Raw genomic sequence first — 16,107 nt, 5'->3', positions numbered from 1 at the left:
TCGTCGGGGGTACCGCGGGACCGTGGGGTCGGATGTCCGTTTTGTGGGGCCGGTCACATCCGTCGCTTAAACATATACAGTGATAGTTCATAGTTCAAGGTGCCAGGGCTACGATCTTGTTAGCTCTACGACCTCAGGGGGTACCGGTGCCGATCGACCAGCTCGGAGGCTTGACTGCGCTCGGCGCTGTTCTCGCCCCACTCGATGGCGGCGGCCCCCGCACGGATGCGGTCGTCGAGCGCATTTCTGCAGCCATCGGACTCGGAGTGATGGTCGACGGCGAGCAACTGCCCCCGGAGTTGGACCTCGCCAGCCAACTCGGCGTTTCCACGGTCACCCTGCGCGAGGCGCTGGCGGTGCTGCGGAATCAAGGGCTGGTGCACACCAAACGCGGCCGCGGCGGCGGCAGCTTCGTCAAGGCGTCCGCCGACGTCGTCCAGAGCAATTCGCTGACCAGACTTCAGCAGCTGAGCGTGGAAGAACTTCGGGACATCGGCGACGAGCACTTCGCGATATCGGGCGCAGCCGCCACCCTCGCGGCCCGCCGCAGCCTGAGCACCGATGTCACCCGGCTGCGAGGGCTGGTGACCAGGATGAGGGAGACCGCCGACCCTTTCGAGTGCCGCCGCGCGGACAGCCGCTTCCACATCGAGGTCGCCGTGAGCTCGCAGTCCTCGCGGTTGACCCGGACCGAGGTCAGCCTGCAAGCTGAGTTGTCGGCAATGATCTGGCTCCCGCAGGTGGCGGTCAACCCAGCCGAGGAAGCCGATACCCACCACGCCCTGGTCGATGCGATCGAAGCCGAGAATTCAGATTTGGCAAGGGAACTGGCCGAAGCACACAGCGTTGCCCACATTCGCCGCCTGATCAAATTACGTATGGAGCTGAGGAACGAATGAGTCCTGTCGATGACTCTCGGCTGCGGGCAGCGGCTGACGCGGTCGGGGAAGCGACGACGGACCTCTTCGAGGTCATCTACGGTTCCCTCGTCTCGATCGGCGACGCACTGATCGAGCTGTGGGCCCGGTTGCAAGCCGACGGAACACCCCCGAGGTCCACCGACCTCGAGTCACTCAGGGGCAGCGTGGTCGGCGAACTCGCCTCACGTGGTCCGCTGTTCAACGGCGCCGGAGTGGTCATGGCCGATGGCAGCCTCACCGATCGGCAGCATTACCTCGAATGGTGGCGCGCCGACGGGGGCAACCTCCCCAATTCACAGCGGCTGGTTCTCGACCTCAATCCCCGCAGCGAGTACTACTACGACTACTCCGACATGGAGTGGTTTTCGATACCACGCGATCGGAACGAGAAGTGTGTCTACGGACCCTATCTCGATTACACCGGCGTCGACCTGTACGTGTGCACCTTCGCGGTCCCGGTCCGGCTCGGCGACGGAACCTTCCTCGGCATTGCCGGCGCCGATGTGCCTGTGGCGAGCATCGAATCGAGACTGTGGCCGCAGTTGCGTCGCGCGGAAACCGGGCTGGTCCTCGTCAATGCCAACGGGCGCGTCATCGTGGGCAACGATCCGGAGTACATCACCGGTTCGAAGGTCCCGTCCGCGGCCCGTTCCGGCGAAGCGGTACCGGTGCGGGCCACCCCGTGGTCGCTGGTGCCGCTCGGGACGGCGGGGTAGAACCCCGGGCTACCCGGTATCCGATCAGGAAAGGACGGCGACGCACCGCCGGGTCAACTGTTCTGTTGCACAGTTCTTTCCAGAGTTCAGCACGACGTCAGGGCCGGGCGTGCTGATCGAGCAGCGCCCGGCCCCAACGAGGGATCCAGTTGTACTGGACGTCCTTACACCGCGGGTGTGATTCGCATCCCGCGTTTCGCCGCAGCATGCGCCGTTGAATACTCGACGAACGCACTGAACAACGCGTTCCGGTCGGCAGCCGACCCGTCGGTGTCCTCCGGATGCCATTGCACACCCACGATCCATTTACTCTCGTGCTCGACTGCTTCGACGACGCCGTCGACACCACGAGCGGTCACCCGCAGGCCGTCTCCGACCTTGCCGACCGCCTGGTGATGTCCGTTGCGGACAATCACCTGCGATCGGGACAGGATCTGCGCAAGACGCGAGCCTTCGGCGACAACGACCTCGTCGTCGAGGAACATCGGCTCCCCGTCACCACCCCGGTGGGGGTTACCCTCCCCCAGGTCCGGGATCAGAGTTCCACCGCAGGCGAGGTTGATCATCTGGGAGCCGCGGCAGATCCCGAGAATCGGCGCCCCCAGTTTGATCCCGAGGTTGATCGCGGAGAGTGTGCGCTCGTCGGTTCCGCGATCGACGCCGTACAGATTGTCAACGATTTCGGTATGCCCGTACAGGCTGGGATCGACGTCTCCCCCGCCGAGAAACATCACTCCGTCGGTCTCCTCGTCGATGGAGAACGGGAGATCAAGGGAGATATCGATGACGTCGACCTGAGCTCCGAGCTCCACCAGGGTGGTCAGCGCAGATCTGGTGAAACGCACGACCAATTCGCGGGTTTCGAGTGTCATGCCGGGAAAGTTCAAGGGCACCACGACTGCGATCAGCGGTCCGCTGCCGCACCCGGCACCGTCGGGGACAACATCACCGAGTGTGACCGATTCGATGCTCACCGGTACACCTCCTCACCTTGGCTGTGTCGTGCCGCGCACCGCGGGATCATATCCGGGCCTGCCCGCCGCGCAGGTACACCGTCGTGGTGTGGGTGAAGAACTCCCGTGCTGAGCGACCTTGTTCTTTCGGGCCGTAGCCGCTCTTCTTCGCGCCACCGAACGGAACGTGGGGGTCGGCGCCTGCGGACTCCGAGTTGATGTGCAGGATGCCGACATCGATGTCGTCGATGGCGTCCAGGGTCCGGGTCAGGTCCTGGGTGAAAATCGCCGCCGACAACCCGAATTCGCTGTCGTTTACCAGGGTGAACGCGTCGTCGACGCTTCCCACCCGCCGCACCGCCAGCACCGGGCCGAACAGTTCGTCACGCCAGAGATCGGGGGATTGCGAGGGCAGCTCGAGGATGGTCGGTGGAACGAAATATCCTGCTGTCAAGGCACCCTCGGAGTACGTGTGGCCACCGGCAATGCGCCGCGCCCCTTGTTCGAAGGCACGATCGATCCCGGCCCGGATCGAGGAGCGGGCGGCGGAATTGACCACCGGTCCCATCTCGGTGCCGTCCTGGACGGGGTTGCCGACGATCAGGGCGTCGGCACGTTTGCCGAGTTCGGCAAGGAAGTCCTCGGCGATGTCGTCGGTGACGATCAGCCGGGACGTCGCGGTGCACTTCTGCCCGGTCGAGCGGAAGGCACCGAGCATCACCTGCTCGGCGGCCAACTCGAGGTCGGCGTCGCCGAGGACGACGGCCGCGTTCTTCCCACCCATCTCCGCCTGCACCGGGACCCCGCGGGCGGCGCCGGCGGCGGCGATCCTGCGGCCGACCCCGGTGGAGCCGGTGAACGTGACCGCGTCGACACCGTGATGTTCGACGAGGCTGTTGCCGATCGCACCGTTCCCGATCACCAGATTCAGCACCCCGCTGGGCAGCCCCGCGTCGGTGAGGGCCTGCGCGAGGCGCATCGCGAGCAACGGCACGGTGCTGGCCGGTTTCCAGACCACGGTGTTCCCGTAGGTCAGGGCCGGGGCGATCTTCCACGCCGGGATGGCGATCGGGAAGTTGAAGGGGGTGATCACACCGACCACGCCGATCGGTTTGCGGGTGATGAGAATACGTTCACCTCGGCGTGGGGAGGAAAAGACCTCGCCCGCGTCGCGGTCGGCGTCGTTGCCGTAGTAGCGCAGGATCTGGGCGGCGCGCAGAACTTCGCCGATACCCTCCGGTTTGGTCTTGCCTTCTTCGCGGGCGAGTTCGGTACCCCAGTCCGAGGCAGCGTTCTCCACGATCACCGCGGCCCGCACGAGGATCGCACCACGCTCGTGCGCGGGGGTTCGCGCCCACTCCCGTTTGACCCGTTGGGCGGCCGCGACGGCCCGGTCGAGTGCCACGGCATCTGCCAGTCGCCCCTGGGCGACGACGACGTCCGGCTCGGCCGGACTGATGCTGACGAGGGTGTCGCGGGTGCCGTCGAGCCACTGTCCGTCGACGAGATTCCGTAGTTGCACGGGTGTGGTCATGTTGGATGTCACCTCTGAATGCGTGTGGTGCGAAAGTGGGCGCGGGCTGGGCCGGCTAAAGGCTGGCTCGTCGAGTCCTCACCGATCAAGGGCGGGTGCATCTCACTCATTCCCTCCTCGGCCGTCATGAAGGTGGTGGACCCTGTTCGAGTGTGTGGGGTACTACAGGGCGGCGAATGCTTCCCGCAGTACCGAGAAGCCCTCCACGAGAAGGTCGTCCGAGATCGACAGCGGGGGAAGGAATCGCAGCACGTTGCCGAAGGTGCCGGCGGTGAGGGTGAGCAGACCGTGCGCAAGACAGAACCGGTTGATCTCGGCGACTGCTTCGCGGTTGGGGGTTTTGGTGCCGGGTTGGACGAGTTCGATCGCTACCATGGCCCCGCGGCCGCGGATGTCACCGATGATGTCCGTGGTGGCGGCGATGTCGCGCAGTTCCCGGAACATGATGTCGCCGATGGTCTGTGCCCGGTCGAGCAGGCCGTCTTCCCCGATGGTCTCGAACACGCCTAGCGCTGCTTCGCAGGCGGCGGGGTTGCCGCTGTAGGTGCCGCCGATTCCGCCGGCGTGTGCGGTGTCCATGATGTCGGCGCGACCGGTAACCGCTGCGAGTGGCATCCCCCCGGCGAGACCCTTCGCGGTGACGATCATGTCGGGCACGATGCCCTCGTGCTCGGAGGCGAACCAGGCCCCGGTCCGGGCGATGCCGGCCTGCACCTCGTCGGCGATGAATACGATTCCGCGGTCCCGGCAGAAGTCCGCGATGCGTCGTAAGAAGCCGTCGGCGGGGACGATGAAACCTCCCTCGCCCTGGATCGGCTCCACGACGACGCAGGCCACCGCATCCGCGCCGATCTGGGAATCGACGAGCATCTCGAATTGAGAGAACGCCTCGTCGGCCGCGTTCTCGGCGCCGCTCGGCCACCGGTACGGGTAGGCCATCGGGGCCCGGTACACCTCGGGTGCGAACGGGCCGAACGTGCTCTTGTACGGCTGATTCTTCGCCGTCATGGTCATTGTCATCAGGGTGCGCCCGTGGAAGGCATGATCGAACGTGACCACCGCGGGTCGGCCGGTGGCTGCTCGCGCGTACTTCACGGCGTTCTCCACCGCCTCGCTGCCGGTATTGAACAAGGCCGTCCGCTTCTCGTGATCGCCCGGGGTGAGCCGGTTGAGCGACTCGGCGACGGCGATGTATGGCTCGTACGGGGTCGCGAGGAAACAGGTGTGCGTGTACTTCGCCAGCTGCCGGGTGGCGCGCTCGACCACCTTCGGGGCGGCGTTGCCGACGGTGGTGACCGCGATGCCACTGCCGAAATCGATGAACGAGTTGCCGTCGACGTCGACGAGCACTCCCCCGCCCGCCGCTGCGGTGTAGATGCCGGCGCCGCTGGTCAGACCCGCCGGTAGGGCGGAGGATCGGCGGGCGGCGAGTTCCTGGGAGCGGGGTCCCGGTACCTCGGTGACGATGCGGCGTACCTGCGCGAGTTGCGGTCCGCCGACGGGTGCGTGCACAGCAGTCATGTCGTGTCCTCCAGTCGGGTTACCGAGGACTGTATGAGTGCCAACCCCCGTCGGCGATCGCCGAGTCGTACAAGTGAGAACTATGCATTGGCCGCCTCGGCTAGATCGCGTTCGGTCGTCGACCCAACACACTGGCACCAACCGAACGAGTTGGAAGGAAGCTGCGATGGGCAACGGCGCCTTTATGGCAGATCAACTGACGTCCCCACCGTCCATGGATGTCACCGAAGCGATCGGTCGACTGTTGCTCACCAGCAGCGACCGCTCGGCGACTCCACGGATGGTCTTCTTGTCCGGCCTCGCTCACGACTCGGCCGTGGAGGCGGTCATCTATTGGCCCGGCACGACGCCTTTACTCGCGGATGTGGCCACGGTATTCGAGCACTTCGGCTTGCGCGTCGCGGACCGGGAGACGCTGTCGCTACCCGCGGAGCTGTCGAACACGGCGGCCCTGCACAAGTTCACCTTCCAGGCCCCACGGGTGTGGCACACCCAGTCCCTGGACCTCGTCTCGGAGGCCTTCGAAGCTCATGCGCTGCACGGGTTCGAAATTGACGACTACGCAAAACTGATCCTTGCCGCCGGGCTGTCCTGGCGCGATATCGTGCTCGTCCGCGCAGCGAGCCGGTTCGTTCGCCAGGCCGGCCTCGGGTTGTCCGAGAGCTACGTCATCGACACCCTGCTGCGGCACACCGACTTCGCCGGGGCCCTTGTCGACTACTTCGGTGCCCGTTTCGACCCGGCTCTCGATGACCGCGACGCGGCGCTCGCCGTGGCTGTCGCCGCCGTGCTCGAGCACCTCGACGCGGCCACGACCCTGGACGAAGACCGGATCATGCGGTCACTGGAGTCGTTCGTCACCGCATCCCTACGCACGAACTGGTATCAACGCGGCGTCACCGGCAACCCGAAGCCCTACGCCTCGTTCAAACTCGACTCGAGCAACCTCTCGCTCACCGGACCGGTTGTCCCTTACCGCGAGATCTACGTCTACGCCAACGATGTCGAAGGAATTCATCTGCGCGGCGGGCCGGTCGCCCGGGGCGGGCTGCGGTTCTCCGACCGCCCCGAGGACTACCGCACCGAGGTCCTGAGCCTGATGAAGACCCAGACCGTCAAGAATTCCCCCATCGTCCCGGTCGGCGCCAAGGGCGCCTTCGTCCGCAAGAACCCGAACATCACACCGGCGGAGGCATATTCGACATTCATTCGAGGCCTGCTGGATGTCACCGATAACATCGTCGATGGCGCCGCCGTCTCGCCGGAGCACACTGTCACCTATGACGAGGCCGACACCTACCTGGTCGTGGCCGCCGACAAGGGAACTGCGTCGTTTTCGGATCTGGCCAACACCATCGCCGTCGACGCCGGGTACTGGCTCGGCGACGCGTTCGCCTCCGGTGGGTCGAGCGGATACGACCACAAGGTCATGGGTATCACCGCACGTGGGGCCTGGGTCTCGGTGCGCCGGCACTTCGACGAACTCGGCAAGAACATCGACACCGATCCGTTCACCGTCGCCGGTATCGGCGACATGTCCGGTGACGTGTTCGGCAACGGAATGTTGTTGTCCGAGTCCATCAGGCTGGTGGCTGCGTTCGATCACCGGCACATCTTCATCGACCCCGACCCCGACCCGACCCGCTCTCTGAGCGAACGCCGCCGCCTGTTCGCCCTCCCCGGCAGCACCTGGGACCACTATGACCGCACCGCCCTCTCGGCCGGTGCCGGGATCTGGCCACGCACCGCCAAGCGGATCACGCTCTCCCCTGCGGCGCAGAGACTGCTCGGGGTGCAGCAGGACGTACTCGCACCGAACGATCTGATCAAGGCGATCCTGTCCGCCCGCGTCGACCTGCTCTGGAACGGCGGGATCGGTACCTATGTCAAGGCGACCACTGAGACCCACGCCGACGCCTCCGATCCCGTCAACGACTCCGTGCGGGTGGACGCCACCGAGCTGCACTGCGCGGTGATCGGCGAGGGCGGCAACCTCGGGCTGACCCAGAAGGCACGCATCGAGTACGCACTCGGGGGCGGCCGGATAAACGCCGATTTCATCGACAATGCCGCCGGGGTCGCCACCTCGGACCTGGAAGTCAATCTCAAGATCGCGCTCGATGTCGCCGTGCACCATGAGCGCATCGACCGCGCCGCGCGCAATGCCCTCCTTGCCGAGTCCCGACCGGACGTGGCTGACGCAGTGCTGTGCAACAGCGAAAGCCAAACCCTGGCCATCAGTCTCGCCGCCTCCCAGGCCCCGCAGCTACTGAACCGTCACGAACGGCTGATAGACAACCTCGAACACAACAACGGCATCCGCCGCACGACGGAGGTGCTGCCGTCGAAGAAGGAGTTGGTCTCGCGCACTCAGGCCGGCCTCGGGCTCACCCGTCCCGAGATCGCAGTCCTGCTCGCCCAATCCAAAAACGTCGTGCGGCAGGACCTGCTCAACTCGACCGTGCCCGACGAACCGGTCTTCGCGTCCGACTTGCCGGCGTACTTCCCCACGCGGATCCGCACCCAGCTTCCCGACGAGATTCGCGAGCACCGCTTGGCCCGGGAGATCGTCGCGACGAAGATCGCCGACGACCTCATCAACCATGTCGGGCCCGGCCTGATCTACCAGCTCGACGAACGGCTCGGTGTCAAGACTCCGGCGGTCGCGCGGGCCTACGCCGTCGTCCGCGCCGTCTTCGGCGTCGACGAGCTGTGGACCGACGCCAAAAAGCGCACCGACCTCACCCAAGACCAGCGCTGGAGCCTCCTGCACACCCTCCAGCACTTCATCGAACACACCGCCTCGTGGATCTTGCGCCGCAGGCCCGCACCGCTGAACGTCGAATCCGAGATCGCACGCTACCGCCCCAGCGTCCGCGAGTTGGTCGCTCGTAGCCCCCGCCCCCACACGCTCGACGAGACAACCGAGCAGCTGCGCTTCCTCGCCGAGGCCTTCGATCTGATCGAGACCGCCCATCGGAAGGACCGCCCGGTCGAGGCCGTCGCAGCCGTTCACACCCGCACCGACTCCGCGCTCGGACTGACCTGGCTGACCGGCCGACTCGACGACCACGCCACCACCAACCGGTGGGATGCGATGGCCGCCGCCGCCGTGCGCGACGACCTGGCCGGACGCCACCATGAACTGGTCGGGGCCGTCCTTGACCTCGCCACCGACGGTGAGGACCTGATCTACGCCTGGCAGACCCACGCGCCAGGTGCCATCGACCGCTTCTCCCGCATGATCGCCGAATTTCGCCGCGACGGCGTCGTCGACGTCTCCCGCGCCTGCACTGCCAGCGCCGAACTGAACCTGCTGATCCGCAGCACCCGCACCGGCGAACCCGAAAGCTCTCCCTCATGACCGCGCCTCTACAGCTGCGCATCGGCGTACTTCACGGCGACGGTATCGGGCCCGAGGTCGTGCCGGCCGCGGTGAAGGTCATCGATGCCGCCCTCGCAGCACAATCCGAGGTGGCGATCGCCTGGCAGCGATTGCCGATCGGTCACGAGGCCATCGCCGTGTGCGGGGAGCCGACTCCTGCCACGACATTGGAAGCCCTCGACATCCTCGACGCGTGGATCCTCGGGCCGCACGACAGCGCCTCCTATCCGGAACCGTGGCGCAGCCAGCTCACCCCGGGTGGCGCCATCCGCAAGCGGTTCGACCTGTTCGCCAACATCCGACCCGCTCGAGCCCTCACCGGAACGGACGCAGTCGTGCCGAAGATGGACCTGGTCGTGGTGCGCGAGAACACCGAAGGGTTCTATGCCGACCGGAACATGCACGTCGGGTCCGGTGAATTCATGCCGACACCGGACCTGGCAATGGCGGTCGGCGTCGTGACCCGTCGGGCGTGCGAGCGGATCGCCCACGAAGCGTTTCGCTTGGCACAGTCCCGCCGCGGGGCCGTGACGATTGCGCACAAGGCCAACGTGCTGTCGATGACCACCGGGCTGTTCCGCGACGTCTGCCTCGAGGTCGCGCAGCAGTACCCCGATGTCGCCGTCGATCACCAGCACATCGACGCCCTCGCTGCCCATCTCGTCCGGCACGGTGACAGCTTCGACGTCATCGTCACGGAGAATATGTTCGGCGACATCCTCTCCGACCTGACCGGCGAGCTGGCCGGCTCGATCGGAATCGCTCCGTCACTGAACTCGTCGGACACCAAGGCCATGGCTCAGGCCGCGCACGGCGCGGCCCCCGATATCGCCGGCCTCGGCATCGCGAATCCCGTTGCCACGATCCTGTCGTCTGCAATGCTGCTGCGGTGGCTGGCAATCAAGCATGATCGACCTGGTTGCGCCGATCTGGCGTCGACGATCGAGACGGCCGTGGACACCGTGATTACGGACGGCATCTACACCGCCGATCTCGGCGGTGACGCATCAACGGGAACGTTCGTCGAGGCCGTCACCACGACTATTGCTCGGCTGTAGCCGGATTCTCTACTGGACAACACCTCTCGTGCCCCGCCAACAGAACGGTACCGCGAGACCACGTCGTGAGCCCTATCTGTCAATCGACGTGTTGCTACCCGGCGCGCGGCACAGCATCGCGGCGCTCGCGCCGGCAGTAGGTCGAATGACGGAGAGCGCGGTCATCTCGATCAGAATATCCGCGTGCATTTGCTCATCACCTTCTCCGGGCGTGTTCGCTCTTTCTGTTGCTGCTAAATGATCTGCGCGACTACTGACGGGGTGCGAACGACGAGCCGGCGTTGTGGTGTACCCCCGATGAACGGCCCCTGCTCGCGTGCTCCGCAGTGTCGGAGGGGGTGGTTCAGTTCTTTTCGCGAGGCCGGGGACCTCATCCACACTTGCAACCGGCGGGGTCTTGCCATTCCTTGTTTTAGTCGATTAGACTAAAACTATGAATTCGACGGCGGAGGCACTCCACATCGTCGGCGCAGCGACCGTGCCGAGCGATCTGTTCGGCCCCACTTCCGACGACCCAGCCGCCCAGCGCGCGGCCCGTCGACGCTTCCATCGCCTCTCGGTTCTGATTCACCCGGATCGGGTTGATCTCGCGTACACCGCCCGCGCCGCAACGGCATTCACCCGCGCCTCCGACCTGTACCGCCGCTGGCAGCAGGCCGCGACCACGGCGAACACGGCCACGGCGATCGTGCTGGACGGCGGTCGCGGCCGCTACCGGCTGGGGCCGCGGCATGCCCGCGGTTCGATCGCCGACCTGCACCACGCGACCGACGCCGGCGGCGCGGGTGTGGTGGTGAAGATTCCCCGCAGCCCGGCCTCGAACGCCCTGATCGACTCGGAACGGGCCGCGCTCAGCGAGATCGCGGCGTCCGCCGAGGGTGGGAACGGGTGGTTGCGTGCGTACTTCCCGCAGCTGATCGATCACCTCACCCACGCCGACCCGGTGACCGGCTCCCGGCGGCAGGTCACCGTGCTGGACTCGCTGACCACTGGATTCGTCACACTCGCCGAGGTGCGGGCCGCATACCCGGACGGGCTCGATCCGCGGGACTGGGCGTGGATGCACCGGCGTCTGCTGCGCGGTCTCGCCGCCGCCCACCGCGCCGGGTGGGTACACACCGCGGTGACCGCGGACAACGTGCTCATCCACCCAGAGCGGCACGGAGTGGTGCTCGCGGGGTGGTCGTTCGCCACCCGCCCGGGGACGGTGCCGCTCGCGACGATCACGTCTCGGCGCGAGCACTACCCGCCGGAGAGTCTCACCGGCTCCACCGCGACCACGGCCTGGGATGTGTTCATGGCCCATCGGTTGATGCTGACCATGCTCGCCGACACCGCCCCCGCCCATCTGCGCGCGTTCGCGCGGGGCTGCATGCAACCGCAACCGAGCCTGCGACCCGACGCCGTCGACCTGCTCGACGAGTTCGACGACCTGCTCGACACGCTCTACGGGCGGCGACGCTTCCGCCCGTTCACCCTGCCCACCACGAAAGGACAGTGATCGGTCATGGGATACGGCAAATGGGATGACGACACCTATACCGCGGCCAAGACTTTTCGCGCCGCCCGCGGCGTCGACGACTTCGGCTACACCAGCGCCCTGCACGCCACCCCGAGAGATCAGTGGAAGGCCGATCCGGCGCTGGACCCGCGGGGTGTGACCGTGCGGGAATGCCGGGATTCCGCCGGGCACCCCGAATCGCTGCCGATCGCCGTGCTTTTCGACGTCACCGGTTCGATGGGCGCGGTACCCCGGATCATGCAGGACAAGCTCGGCAAACTGCACGGACTCTTGCAACGCAAGGGCTACGCCGACGACCCGCAGATCCTGTTCGGCGGCATCGGGGACGCCGACTCCGACCGGGTACCCCTGCAGGTGGGTCAGTTCGAGTCCGGCAACGCCATGGACGAGCAACTCCGCAGCATCTTCCTCGAAGGTGGCGGCGGCGGCCAGAAATCGGAAAGCTACGAACTGGCTGCGTATTTCATGGCACGGCACACCGCGACCGACGCGTGGGACAAACGCGGCCGCCGCGGATACCTGTTCATCATCGGCGACGAGCTGAACAAGGCCCGACTGTCGGCCCGGCACGTGCGCTCGGTGATCGGGGACGACCTCGACCGCGATGTCACCGTCGAGTCGGTGTATCGGGAACTCGAACGGCGCTGGAACGTCTATTTCGTGCTGCCGAATCAGTCGTCGTACTACCACGATCCCGAGATCGCGGAGCACTGGCGGCGTCTGCTCGGGGAACGGTTCCTCGAGTTGGACGACCCGGGCGCGGTGTGCGAGTTGATCGCACTGACGGTCGGTATCGGAGAGGATCGAATCGACCTCGGCGAGGGTTTGGCGGACCTGCGTGACGTCGGATCTGCCGCCGAGGCGGACACCGTCGGAAACGCGCTCGCCGTCCTCGGCGCGGCGTCTGCCCCTGTCGCGGTGAGCGCCCTACCGACCGATCTCGCCGGCAGCGACGACGTGTCCTTCACGTGAGACCCATGCGAGGGCGGGGCGGCGTCCCACACCGGGACGCTGCCCCGCCTCTCGATTTTTCCCCGACCCACAGGAGTTCTGATGACCACAGTGTTCGGTGACCGCGACATCATCGTCGTCGACCTGGGCTTCGGCGACGCCGGCAAGGGCGCCACCGTCGACTGGCTGTGCGCACCGGAAAACGGCCTGCAGGTCGCCGCCGTCGTCCGGTTCAACGGTGGCGCGCAAGCCGCGCACAACGTCGTGGTCGATGGTCGACACCACACGTTCTCCCAGTTCGGGTCCGGGACCTTCTCCGGCGTTCCGACGGTGTTGTCGCGGCACGTGCTCGTCGAACCGATTGCCCTGGCCGCCGAGGCCCGCACCCTCACCCGGCTGGGCGTGCCGAATCCGCTCCGGTTGCTGCACATCGACCCCCGGGCGCTGCTGACCACACCGATTCACGTGGCCGCCAATCGTGCCCGCGAGGATGCCCGCGGCGAGGGCAGGCACGGGTCCTGCGGCAAGGGCATCGGGGAGACCGCCGCCTACGCGCTCGACCACCCCGACGCACCCAGAGTCAGGGACTGCCACCACCCAGCGGTTCTGCGCGCCAAACTCGCCGCGATGGCAGACCACTGCCGACGTTTGGTCTCCCCCACCGTGCACCGGTGGCCCGACGTCGACGACATGGTCACGATGTACGGCGAGTTCGCCGCCGCCGTCCGGATCTCCGACGACGGTGACCTGGCCGCCCTCGCGGACGGAGGTCGCTTGGTTTTCGAGGGCGCCCAGGGAGTGCTACTCGACGAGTGGCGCGGGTTCCACCCTCACACCACCTGGTCCACGGTGGAGCCGAGCAACGCCCGCGCTCTCTCCGTCGAATGCGGCCACGACAGTCACGTCCTCGGCGTCACCCGCACCTACACCACCCGGCACGGCGCCGGGCCCATGCCCACCGAAAACCGCGCACTCGGGGCACTGCTTCCCGAACTGCACAACGACACCGGCAACTACCAGGGCACCTTCCGGATCGGGGACCTCGACGAGGTGCTGCTGCGGTACGCCGCGACCGTCTGCGGCGGTGTGGACAGTCTGGCCGTCACCCACCTCGACGCGGTTACCCGTGCGGCGGCGGCCGGGCACCCCATCCGTCGCGCGCACCGGTACCCCGGCGTCGGTCACCTGCTGCCGCTCGGGCCGTGGCGGGACCTCGACCATCAACAACACCTGACCGACGTCCTGTCCGGCCTCACTCCCGGCACAGTCGGGTTGCCGACACATCCGGCGGACGTCGCGGCGCACCTCGGATCGCTGGTCGGAGCACCGGTGGTGCTCACGTCCGACGGCCCCGGCCGGGCCGCTCGCCGCGTACGCGAGCCCGCTGTCGCATGATCGCAGGTATGGAACAGTCCTCCGTCTCCGTCGACGTGGTCGCGCTCCGCTTCGGCAATCCGGAACCCGGCGCGCTCCGCTACGGCGTCGCGCCCCGCCGCTGGGAGCCGTACACCGGGAAGGCGGCACTGCCCGGTGTCCTCCTCGGCGCCGGTGAACGCCTCGACACGGCAGCCCGCCGCGCCGTCACCACCAAACTCGGCATCCCCGACGACGCGATCCTGGCCGCGGGACAGCTCACGGTGTTCGACGAACCCAGCCGCGACCCCCGCGGGCCGACCCTGTCGATCGCCATGTGGGCCGTCATCACTGCCGACGACATCACCACGGACCCCGCCATCGCCACCGAGTGGCGCGGCTTCGACGTACACGGCGACCTTGCGTTCGACCACGACCGCATCGTCGGGGCCGCGCGCGGCATCTTCGCCACCAGCCTCCTGTGGCGGGACACAGCATTCACCCGGGCCCTCCTCGGCCCGGAGTTCGCCGCCACCCACGCCGTTGCCGTCACCACTGCGCTCGCCGGCAGCCGCCCCGACCAGGGCAATCTCAATCGCACACTGAGAGCAGTCCCGGGACTCGAACGCACCGACGAGCGGGTCCGGGTGCAGGCCACCGGACGCCCCGCGGTCGTATGGCGTTGGACGACACCATCAACGACACCGAGCCCACCCCCGCACACTCCGAGCAGCTAGCGGGCGGCGTGGTGTCGCATGTTCACGTCGACTCGATCCCCACCGAGTGGGCGGCAGGCGAAGCCTCCTCACTCGTCGCGCGATCTCCCATGATCTCCGTCATCCTGCTCCGAATCTGGAAGTGCATTCTTGTCAGGCCATTTCGCGAGCTTCACGCGATGAAGGCAGGGGATCTTGCGCACGTAGCCGTCCTTGGTGACACACCGTTCGCCGATCCCGACACGACAGTGCGGGCAGGGAATATGAGCAACGAACTCGAACGGATCCATTGCTCACCTCCACCGCTGGTGCGTCGTCACACGCATGATGACCGACCATCGCGAATCATGCCGCAACGACGCGCACGGCACCACTGAACGCTGCTCTTCATTCGATCCAGCACTCGCCGTCCCTGAGGCTCCGCACAGTAATACAGCAGCCCACGAATCGACTTTCAGCCATCAGAGCGTCCGCATGTCCGCCCAACCTGGCACGATAACGAGGGACAGCCAGACAAACTGGCCGAACAACGCACCAAGGAGTACCCCATGGCACTGCCCGTCTTGACACCGGAACAACGCGCCGAAGCGCTCGCGAAGGCCGCCGAAGCCCGCAAAGCGCGCAGCGAACTCCTCGCAGCAGTGAAAGCCGGCGACCTCAGCGTCGAAGCGGTCCTCACGAAGGCCGAGACCGACGAAATCGTGAAGAAGACAAAGGTCTCGGCGCTGCTCAAGGCACTGCCCGGCGTCGGCGCGGTGAAGGCTGCGAAACTCCTCGAGGAACTGTCGATCGCCGACACCCGCCGCATCGGCGGGCTCGGAGCCAACCAGCGGCAGGCCCTGATCGAAGCGTCGTCGGCCTCCTGACCTTGGAGGACAACAGCGTCCGGCCCACCCGAGATGGATGGGCTGGATGCTGTTGTCCACCGTCGCGATCGAGTGTTGACTCGTGGGCCGTGCAGGACGCCTCGTTCAGCGGTCGTCAGGGCGCGCTTCAGACTTCATCGTGCTTCCCAATCTCGGTTGCCGATTACCAAACATATCGATTCCCAGCAGGTTACGAACTAGCGAAAAGCGTGATTACGTACGACACGACGGGGAGTGCGTAGCCAACCACCGGTGCCATTCTGATGACCGTCATGCTAGTCGGAACCGAAAACAAGCACCCAGAGCCGCCAGGTCGCTCGGCCGGCGGCCACCACCCCTATGAATCGATTCGGCTGCTGGAGTGCAGGGTTGACGTGGCCTCGCGCAGCAGGACGGCGACCGCTGCCACCAGATTGTCGGCGATCTTTCCCCGGGGGTAACTGCGGAGCACGACCCGACGGGTACCGAGTCCGGGCACATCGATGACATCGACACCCTCGAGCAGCATCCCCTGCAACGCGAGCGACGGCAGCACGGTCAGCCCCTCCCCCGCGGCCACCAACGCCAGCGCGGTCTGCGTGCCGAAGTAACGGTGCGCGATGCGCTTGCTCC

13 protein-coding genes and 1 pseudogene are annotated in these 16,107 nt (G+C 66.6%); 9 read left to right on the top strand and 5 right to left on the bottom strand.

Translation table 11 applies throughout. From position 1 onward, the window contains the following. Positions 1-146: 146 nt before the first annotated feature. Together ACFTWF_RS36965 and ACFTWF_RS36960 are read left to right on the top strand one after the other, a co-directional pair. Positions 147-899: a FadR/GntR family transcriptional regulator gene (locus ACFTWF_RS36965; protein ID WP_378466037.1), complete on the top strand. Its 753-nt coding sequence runs from the start codon at positions 147-149 to the stop codon at positions 897-899. Further along, positions 896-1,636: a cache domain-containing protein gene (locus ACFTWF_RS36960; protein ID WP_378466036.1), complete on the top strand. Its 741-nt coding sequence runs from the start codon at positions 896-898 to the stop codon at positions 1,634-1,636. The genes ACFTWF_RS36965 and ACFTWF_RS36960 overlap by 4 nt, the downstream gene beginning before the upstream one ends. A gap of 164 nt (positions 1,637-1,800) precedes the next feature. Here ACFTWF_RS36960 and ACFTWF_RS36955 read toward each other — a convergent pair whose 3' ends face one another. The 3 genes from ACFTWF_RS36955 to gabT form a co-directional block, all read right to left on the bottom strand. Continuing rightward, positions 1,801-2,610 (bottom strand): gamma-glutamyl-gamma-aminobutyrate hydrolase family protein, encoded by an 810-nt coding sequence (locus tag ACFTWF_RS36955; RefSeq protein WP_378466035.1) that lies wholly within the window; start codon positions 2,608-2,610, stop codon positions 1,801-1,803. 46 nt (positions 2,611-2,656) lie between these two features. Further along, positions 2,657-4,123: an aldehyde dehydrogenase family protein gene (locus tag ACFTWF_RS36950; RefSeq protein ID WP_378466034.1), complete on the bottom strand. Its 1,467-nt coding sequence runs from the start codon at positions 4,121-4,123 to the stop codon at positions 2,657-2,659. 162 nt (positions 4,124-4,285) lie between these two features. Next, positions 4,286-5,644, bottom strand: coding sequence for a 4-aminobutyrate--2-oxoglutarate transaminase (gabT, locus tag ACFTWF_RS36945; protein ID WP_378466033.1), 1,359 nt, complete (start codon positions 5,642-5,644; stop codon positions 4,286-4,288). A 166-nt stretch (positions 5,645-5,810) separates the two neighbouring features. Between gabT and ACFTWF_RS36940 the strand changes: the two genes are divergently transcribed. From ACFTWF_RS36940 to ACFTWF_RS36915, 6 genes are all read left to right on the top strand, one after another. Further along, positions 5,811-9,008: an NAD-glutamate dehydrogenase domain-containing protein gene (locus ACFTWF_RS36940; RefSeq protein WP_378466032.1), complete on the top strand. Its 3,198-nt coding sequence runs from the start codon at positions 5,811-5,813 to the stop codon at positions 9,006-9,008. After that, positions 9,005-10,087, top strand: a complete 1,083-nt coding sequence (locus ACFTWF_RS36935; protein ID WP_378466031.1) for an isocitrate/isopropylmalate dehydrogenase family protein — start codon at positions 9,005-9,007, stop codon at positions 10,085-10,087. The genes ACFTWF_RS36940 and ACFTWF_RS36935 overlap by 4 nt, the downstream gene beginning before the upstream one ends. A 433-nt stretch (positions 10,088-10,520) precedes the next feature. Then, entirely contained in the window at positions 10,521-11,588 is a 1,068-nt protein-coding gene (locus ACFTWF_RS36930; RefSeq protein ID WP_378466030.1) for a hypothetical protein, read from the top strand. A 6-nt stretch (positions 11,589-11,594) separates the two neighbouring features. Next, on the top strand, positions 11,595-12,581 hold the full coding sequence (locus ACFTWF_RS36925; RefSeq protein WP_378466029.1) for a hypothetical protein: 987 nt from the start codon (positions 11,595-11,597) through the stop codon (positions 12,579-12,581). 81 nt (positions 12,582-12,662) lie between these two features. After that, positions 12,663-13,955, top strand: a complete 1,293-nt coding sequence (locus ACFTWF_RS36920; RefSeq protein ID WP_378466028.1) for an adenylosuccinate synthetase — start codon at positions 12,663-12,665, stop codon at positions 13,953-13,955. Positions 13,956-13,963: 8 nt separating this feature from the next. After that, positions 13,964-14,650, top strand: a complete 687-nt coding sequence (locus tag ACFTWF_RS36915; RefSeq protein ID WP_378466027.1) for an NUDIX hydrolase — start codon at positions 13,964-13,966, stop codon at positions 14,648-14,650. A gap of 68 nt (positions 14,651-14,718) precedes the next feature. Here the strand turns inward: ACFTWF_RS36915 and ACFTWF_RS36910 are convergent, their stop codons facing one another. Continuing rightward, on the bottom strand, positions 14,719-14,919 hold the full coding sequence (locus ACFTWF_RS36910; protein ID WP_378466026.1) for a hypothetical protein: 201 nt from the start codon (positions 14,917-14,919) through the stop codon (positions 14,719-14,721). Between the two features lie 258 nt (positions 14,920-15,177). On the opposite strand from ACFTWF_RS36910, the gene mihF reads away from it, so the two are divergent. Next, positions 15,178-15,495: an integration host factor, actinobacterial type gene (mihF, locus tag ACFTWF_RS36905; RefSeq protein ID WP_378466025.1), complete on the top strand. Its 318-nt coding sequence runs from the start codon at positions 15,178-15,180 to the stop codon at positions 15,493-15,495. 337 nt (positions 15,496-15,832) lie between these two features. On the opposite strand, the pseudogene ACFTWF_RS36900 reads toward mihF, so the two are convergent. Next, positions 15,833-16,107 (bottom strand): annotated as a pseudogene (locus ACFTWF_RS36900) (LysR family transcriptional regulator); the annotation flags it as partial.

This window comes from Rhodococcus sp. NPDC056960 (assembly GCF_042674125.1).
Taxonomy (GTDB): Bacteria; Actinomycetota; Actinomycetes; order Mycobacteriales; family Mycobacteriaceae; genus Rhodococcus_F.
Note: the sequence above shows the minus strand (reverse complement) of the source record. Positions and strands in the feature narration are given on the sequence as shown.

What these genes read in the sequence shown, in the direction of transcription:
- ACFTWF_RS36950 (WP_378466034.1), bottom strand. Translation starts at nt 4,123, where the DNA reads ATGACCACACCCGTGCAACTACGGAATCTCGTCGACGGACAGTGGCTC.
- ACFTWF_RS36925 (WP_378466029.1), top strand. Translation starts at nt 11,595, where the DNA reads ATGGGATACGGCAAATGGGATGACGACACCTATACCGCGGCCAAGACT.
- ACFTWF_RS36920 (WP_378466028.1), top strand. Translation starts at nt 12,663, where the DNA reads ATGACCACAGTGTTCGGTGACCGCGACATCATCGTCGTCGACCTGGGC.
- ACFTWF_RS36935 (WP_378466031.1), top strand. Translation starts at nt 9,005, where the DNA reads ATGACCGCGCCTCTACAGCTGCGCATCGGCGTACTTCACGGCGACGGT.
- mihF (WP_378466025.1), top strand. Translation starts at nt 15,178, where the DNA reads ATGGCACTGCCCGTCTTGACACCGGAACAACGCGCCGAAGCGCTCGCG.
- ACFTWF_RS36940 (WP_378466032.1), top strand. Translation starts at nt 5,811, where the DNA reads ATGGGCAACGGCGCCTTTATGGCAGATCAACTGACGTCCCCACCGTCC.
- ACFTWF_RS36910 (WP_378466026.1), bottom strand. Translation starts at nt 14,919, where the DNA reads ATGGATCCGTTCGAGTTCGTTGCTCATATTCCCTGCCCGCACTGTCGT.
- gabT (WP_378466033.1), bottom strand. Translation starts at nt 5,644, where the DNA reads ATGACTGCTGTGCACGCACCCGTCGGCGGACCGCAACTCGCGCAGGTA.
- ACFTWF_RS36930 (WP_378466030.1), top strand. Translation starts at nt 10,521, where the DNA reads ATGAATTCGACGGCGGAGGCACTCCACATCGTCGGCGCAGCGACCGTG.
- ACFTWF_RS36915 (WP_378466027.1), top strand. Translation starts at nt 13,964, where the DNA reads ATGGAACAGTCCTCCGTCTCCGTCGACGTGGTCGCGCTCCGCTTCGGC.
- ACFTWF_RS36960 (WP_378466036.1), top strand. Translation starts at nt 896, where the DNA reads ATGAGTCCTGTCGATGACTCTCGGCTGCGGGCAGCGGCTGACGCGGTC.